This window comes from Mucilaginibacter sp. L196 (genome assembly GCF_009765905.1).
GTDB lineage: Bacteria > Bacteroidota > Bacteroidia > Sphingobacteriales > Sphingobacteriaceae > Mucilaginibacter.
Window position 1 is genome coordinate 44,185 of sequence record NZ_LMUO01000006.1, and the last position, 6,481, is coordinate 50,665.

General features: G+C 41.1%; 3 protein-coding genes. All 3 read right to left on the bottom strand.

Going from position 1 to position 6,481, the window contains the following annotated elements:
* Positions 1-5,127, bottom strand: a 5,127-nt coding sequence (locus GSQ74_RS01385; RefSeq protein WP_216846657.1) for an S-layer family protein, incomplete at its 3' end; no start/stop codon positions are given.
* A gap of 355 nt (positions 5,128-5,482) precedes the next feature.
* Positions 5,483-5,680, bottom strand: a complete 198-nt coding sequence (locus GSQ74_RS01390) for a YqaE/Pmp3 family membrane protein (protein WP_158989302.1) — start codon at positions 5,678-5,680, stop codon at positions 5,483-5,485.
* A 240-nt stretch (positions 5,681-5,920) separates the two neighbouring features.
* Positions 5,921-6,481, bottom strand: a 561-nt coding sequence (locus GSQ74_RS01395; protein WP_216846658.1) for a T9SS type A sorting domain-containing protein, incomplete at its 5' end; no start/stop codon positions are given.

Sequence of the window (6,481 nt, forward strand, 5' to 3'; positions counted from 1 at the left end):
CAGCACCAGGTCAAAACGGTTCGCCCCATAACTGGCCGTATCGGTTGTGATATTAAAATTGTAAGGGGTTTTCGCAGTACGCAGGTTCACCGAATCATTTAGCATGTGGTCGCGCAGGTAAACATTATATAACGTATCGATATTCTTAATATCGGCCAAACTTAGGTTATACGCACCATAACTTGCTGCTGATACAAATAACTTTACCACTTTCCTATTAGTACCACTATAATCTCCAAGCTGGTTAATACTTAACCTTTTATTATCTGATGAATAACTCGAAAGGTATACGCTTGTTCCGTCAAGATCTACAGCATCTTCTTTGGGGCTGTAGCTATCGGACCATGATTTACTAAAGTAAATGCCTGTTTGCGTTGAGGTAAGCGTATCTTGTGTTATCTGCAGGTGCAAACCGCTAAGAACATTTGCAGGCTGTAATTCAGCTGCAGATATTGAGGAGCTTTGTTTTTGGTTGAGTAATAATAATGGCGTACCACCAGAAACCAGCTGTTTTGATGCAATTTTTTCACTTTCCTTAAACGTCACCGTACCACCCGCAGCTTTCGCCCCAACAAAAAAGCCCTGACCGCTTGCTATATACTGGCTGATATTCGATGATTGCGTAGTATTACTTATCGCATTAATAGCATAATAGGCCTGGCTTGTTTGTTTAAACTCCCAAAAAGTGGGGTTAATGGAACTCGAGTTATCATTATATACCTTATCAATATCTATCGTGCTCGCATACGGATTACCAATCTGGTGCAAGCCGGGGGTCGCCGCTCCCGATGTCGCTGTATAGGTCATCAAGGTATTATTACCTGTTTGGCCATCAAAAAAGTGCAATAAGATGTTTCCCTGGTTAAGGTAACCCGTATCCGTTACAACGCTATTTTCCGGCGTACGGGATGGCGCCAGGTTGGGACTGGTATTGTCCCCTACGAAGTATACCAGGTAGGAGTTCCCTACCGGAACCACTACATTGGAGGTTACCGTAACCAGGTTCGTGGCCAGGGTGGATACAGAATAAGGTGTTACTCCCGGCCTCGTTACAGCTCCTGTTACCGAAGTAACGCCAACATTCTGCCCACCGCTATAGGCGAGATGGTTTACAGTTCGGGTTTCATTATATAAATAGGTAAGCGGGTTAAGTGTATAGGTTGTAAAACCTGTACCCGGCCCACCAGTCAGTATCCCGCCTCCCAAATATATTAAACCGATATTCGCCTGAGTGGATGTCTGGTTTAAGCTACTATTGATATTTATAGGGGACGACAATAAACGATAACCGCGGTATGCTGAACCTCCCGTTATATAACGCTGTACATTAACATTGCCCGTGATACTGCTAGTAGACGGTATTACATCAACAGCTGCAGTACCCGCAGCATTGGACATTAAGGTTAATACACCACTATTCGCGTTATCTATCAACAATTTACCACTCGTCATAGTAAGTGTATTATACAAATTAACCGGACCGCCTGTAATATCTACAGTACCATTGGTGGCGGTATTAGCTACTGTTAAATTTGCAACATTGGTAGCACCTGATGCTGTTGAGCCATAAAGATATTGAGTAGCCAATACGGAACTGATAAAATTCAGTCCACCTGTTGAAGCTGCAGTAATAGTAGGGCTTGAACTGCTGGCAGCTGAAGATATTGTGCCACCGTAATTGTAAACATGGCAACCAATATTCAGGGTATTACCATTTAAATAAAGCTGCGATCCGGAAGACATAGTTAATGAGTAAATAGAAGGCGGAGCTGCAGTATATGATGGGTAATTTGTACTAACAGGGATAACCAGGCTGGCTGTACCATCAGTTGGAGGCAGGATACCCGTAGCCCCTGAACCTGTACAATTCCAGTTTGCAGCCAATGCCGGGTTTGTGCTACCGCCAGCCCAAGTATATTGAATTGAACCGCCAATTGTATTTGCCATTGATAAACTATTAGTTGTAATAGCGGTATTTGAAACGGTGAAGGAGCTTGGATTGCTTTGATTGTAATACTCTGCCCTTATCCAATCAGCTGATTTAGCAACGGTTGATACCCTTACCTCATCAAGCAATCCATATAAGTAATTGCTTAAGTTTAAATCTGTACCAATAAGTGTATTTGAAGCAGTACTAGCCGAACCTGTAGCTCCGGTAACTGAATAATTTAAATTGCCGTCTAAATAAGAATAAAAGGTACCGGTAGAGCTATCGTAAACCCCCTGTATATAATGCCAGGCACTTAAACTTACCGCGTTCACGGGAGTGGGAGTGCCTGAACTATACCGGTCAAAAGATGTTCCACTGCTACTTCGGGTCTCAACTTCTGGGTATACGGTGGTGTTACTTGCTCCATACATACCTAATTTATAACCAGAAGTAGTAGTTTCATTACATATTATTTTATAATCGTATGCATTCGAACCCGGTGATGGTGATATTGAAAAAGACGTAGGTTGTACCCATGCCGATAAGGTGAATGAACCTGTGATAGCTGGACTCGTAGCAGTGCTTTTGATATAACTTGAATTAGTTGCATTAAAAGCGTAAGCACCACCTATTTGACCAGCAGAGGGTGTACAGCTAGTTTGAGTGGCATTATTCCCCTTACTTGTGGCATCTATAATTGCCCCCACAACCCCAGTGGCAGCAACTTCATCAAAATGGTAAACTTCATTATAGTCACTCGACCAGGTTGCTGCTGTAAACGTAGTGGAATGGTTTGGCGTAGTGGAACCAAAATAAAAATTAAGTCCAACATCAGTAGGTGTTAAAGCAGGCACTTGTACCCAAACCAATAGGGTTCCTGTAGTTGTATTATAGCTTTCTACCTGGTAATTCAGTTCCGCGGTACTATTTTGTGTCGTAAAAGCAAAATCATAACCATTTGGCCCTCCCGTAGGAGACATAATATTATTAGTACAACTTGGGGCAGCAGACTTTATTAAAGCAGGCTCAGTTATAGATACCAATGCCGGGAAATTGTAAAGAGTTGAACTTATCCCCTGAACAGACCCCGCATTTATTAATGAGCTTTTTAACGTAATGGGTTGTGTAAACGCATAATTGCCCGTAGTAACATATTGGCCACCTACTGCCACATTTTGGTATACGGTAGTACTACAACCGTTGGCATTAGTTTCGGTAAGAGAAATAGTTTGCGCACCAGTAGTACTCCATGTTATACTGAAAGGGCCGGTACCTGTAGCAGTGGTTGTTGACGCCCCTGTACCAAAACTCCAACTATAAGTATCTCCTGCTACAACCGCGCTGGATAGCGAAATCGTAGTCGCCGCATTTGCAGCTGGCGCAGGGTTACTTACTGCGATTGTTGGTGCCGGTGCTGCATATACCACAGCGGTAACATTTACAATTTCAGGGCATTGTGTTGGAGTTGTTATAGTAACGGTATATTTTCCCGCTTCGCTTGTATTTGCAGTAGGGTCAACCGTTGGGTTTTGCAAGGAAGACGAGAATCCGCCTGGCCCCGACCATGAATAGGAAGCCCCGGACACAGTATTAGCCTGTAAGGTAAGCGGCGATCCCGCGCAAACCGGCGGGCTCCCTGCACCATATAAGGTATAAATGGTAGAAGCGGGAATAGCAGAAGTATAAACCGCTATATCGTCCAACGAACCGTTAAAACAAAAGTTTGCTGTACCATCCGGCCAAGTTGAAAGAATATCTTCCCCTATCCTCCAGTAGCCTGTATATGATTGTGCTACAGTATAACTTGCCTTGCTTGATTTTAACGAACCATCAACATATAATTGCATACCTGCAGCTGAAAGTTCGGCTGTAACCATGTGCCAGGTACCATCATTGTAACTGGTACCTGTACGAATAGTATCTGTTGCGCCATTGTATATACCAAATATAAGCTGCCCGGCACCATTCATATATATTTTCCGGTCATCATTCGTGCTGTTGGTTGTATTTTTTGTATCGCCAAATCCAATTAACATACCTTGGGCCGTAGTAGTTTTAAACCACATGTTAATAGTAAAAGTCTGGAGGCCCGCCGATGAATTTTTTGTATATATATAGCCAGCTGCACCTGCACTGCTCGTGCCGGTGAAAGCATAAGCACTATTGGTAACACCAAACCTATCGGTAGTAAGAGCTACGTTAGCTGTAACTGTGCCATTATTGCCGTTTGTGGATGCATCTGTAGTATTACCGCTAAATGGATACGAGAATGTTAATCCTCCACCTGTTGGGGCTGTTGATAAAACAGGTGATGTAGTACTTACGGTTGCAGTTACAGGTGCCAGACTACTTGTTTCTCCACTTAAAGTGTAAGAAACATAATAAGTTGTAGTTGAACTTATCGAAGGAGTGGTATAAGTTGAGCTTGTGGAACTTTGTAAAAGTGTGGTACCAGCCGCACTAGTATACCAGTTATAAGTACCCCCGCCTGGCGAGCCGGAAGCACTAAGGGTTACTGGCCCAGCCCCGCAAGTTGAACCGCCAGTAGTAGTTGGGGCAACCGGTACAACATTTATAGTAATAGGAGGTGCACTACTACTTGATCCGCAATTATCAACGCCGGTTACTGTATATACATATGCGCCAGGTATTGTTGAAGCTGTAAAACTTTGACTATAAGGAGAAATACCATCATTATTACTAAATCCATTTCCGCTAAAAGTAACATAGTTAATATTACCCGGACAACTCGTGGTTGCAGTTGCTGATATTGTAAAATTTGAACCCGCGACAACTGTTGTGCCGCCGGCAGGGCTTGTTATAGTTGTAGTTACAGCTGATACTATAACGGTAAAGTTATTTGCCGGTGATGTTACCGATGCTGTAGTGTTGTGAGCGTTGGTTAGGTAATAAACAATAGTTACAGTAATTGAATAAGGACCTGGGGTTGTGGGTGTATATGGCGTTGAAACAGTCGTTCCATTAACAGAATAGGTTGTTGAGACTATTCCATGGCCTGGATTATTATTAAGCGTTGAGGTGAGATTTATTCCATTCCCAACATAAACCGTTGCTCCATTAGCTGGAGTATTTACTGTTGCGCTTACAGTAGCAGCAGTTGCATTGTTAAAAGAAAACAAAACAATAGTTATTAACGCTGTAAAAAATATTTTAAAAGAAAGTAAGTGTTTTTTCATATGCAAAATTTATTGAATGAAAAATCAAACAAATAATCAGCGGCATAATACTTGTGATCAGGTTTAGTTGATGCTTTGTAAATGTTATGCAACAGTATGTTCAAATTTTGTGGTTTAATCAATGTTTTTAATCAGCACCTTTTAACAGATGGTGTATCGTCGGCTATATACGGATAGCACACCTCAAAAGTTACCGTAAACGCCAACAAAAATATAAAAATCACATAAGAAATGGGATTATATAAACGCCCTTAACCACTATTAATCAATATGATAACATATTAACCAATACTAATTTATAGTTACCAACATTGCTTTTTACAACATATAAAATATGCTCATAATTGAATGTGAACTATCTATTTGATTTGATAGCCCGGATCACTTTTCTATTTCTTCTGTCCGAATAATAATCATTGGTTACCAAAATGGCGTAGATAACGCCCGGTATCCACAAACAAAGTGTCAGGATAATACTGAGGATAAAGGAGCCGATGCGTCCTGTGGTTAAAACAGCGGCTGGTGGGAATATAAAGCATAGGAAGTATCGCATAAAACAAATATACAATCTTCTGCAATGTTTCTAAAAAGTTGTCTAAAAATGATAAACCTATTGTCATTGCGAGGCACGAAGCAATCTCTATAATGTACAGAGCTACCCTGCAGGTTCAATACCATTTTAAATACCTTGCCTATGTAGAGATTGCTTCGTACCTCGCAATGACGATTTATTTTTGTGTTTATATAAAAACAAAAGTCAATCGTTTTTAGACATTTTCTTAAATAAACAGCTTTATTTTATTTTGATAAATTTTTCCATTTCGAGCCCATCGCCATTCGTATTTTTCAATGCGATAATATATACGCCTTCTTTATAACTGCTTACATCTTCTGTCCAGGTATAAGTGCTTAATAAACGATGATCCATTAAAACGCCCGAGGCATTATAAATATCAGCTGTGTAATTAGCATTGTTAGCCGTGGTTGAATTTACCAATACGTTAATTATACTTTTTGAAGGATTTGGGTAAACACTAAAGTAACCATTTGAGGATACATTATTATAGCCGATGGTTATTAATGATGAATAAGTGATATTACCGTTGATATCATTTTGTGCCAAACGGTAAATATTATTGCCTATCACCGGGTTGTTATCTACAAAACCGTACTTGCTGCTATTATTGCTTTGGGTGGTATATATCGGGCTAAAGGTATTATCAGCGCCTTCTTTCTCCAGTACAAAACCGGTATAAGTACCCGCATTACTCGCTACCCAGTTTAGCTGCACACCGCTGGTTATTTTTTGGCCGGTAAACGTTAACAGCTGGTAAGGCGGCAAAGCCTCACGTTC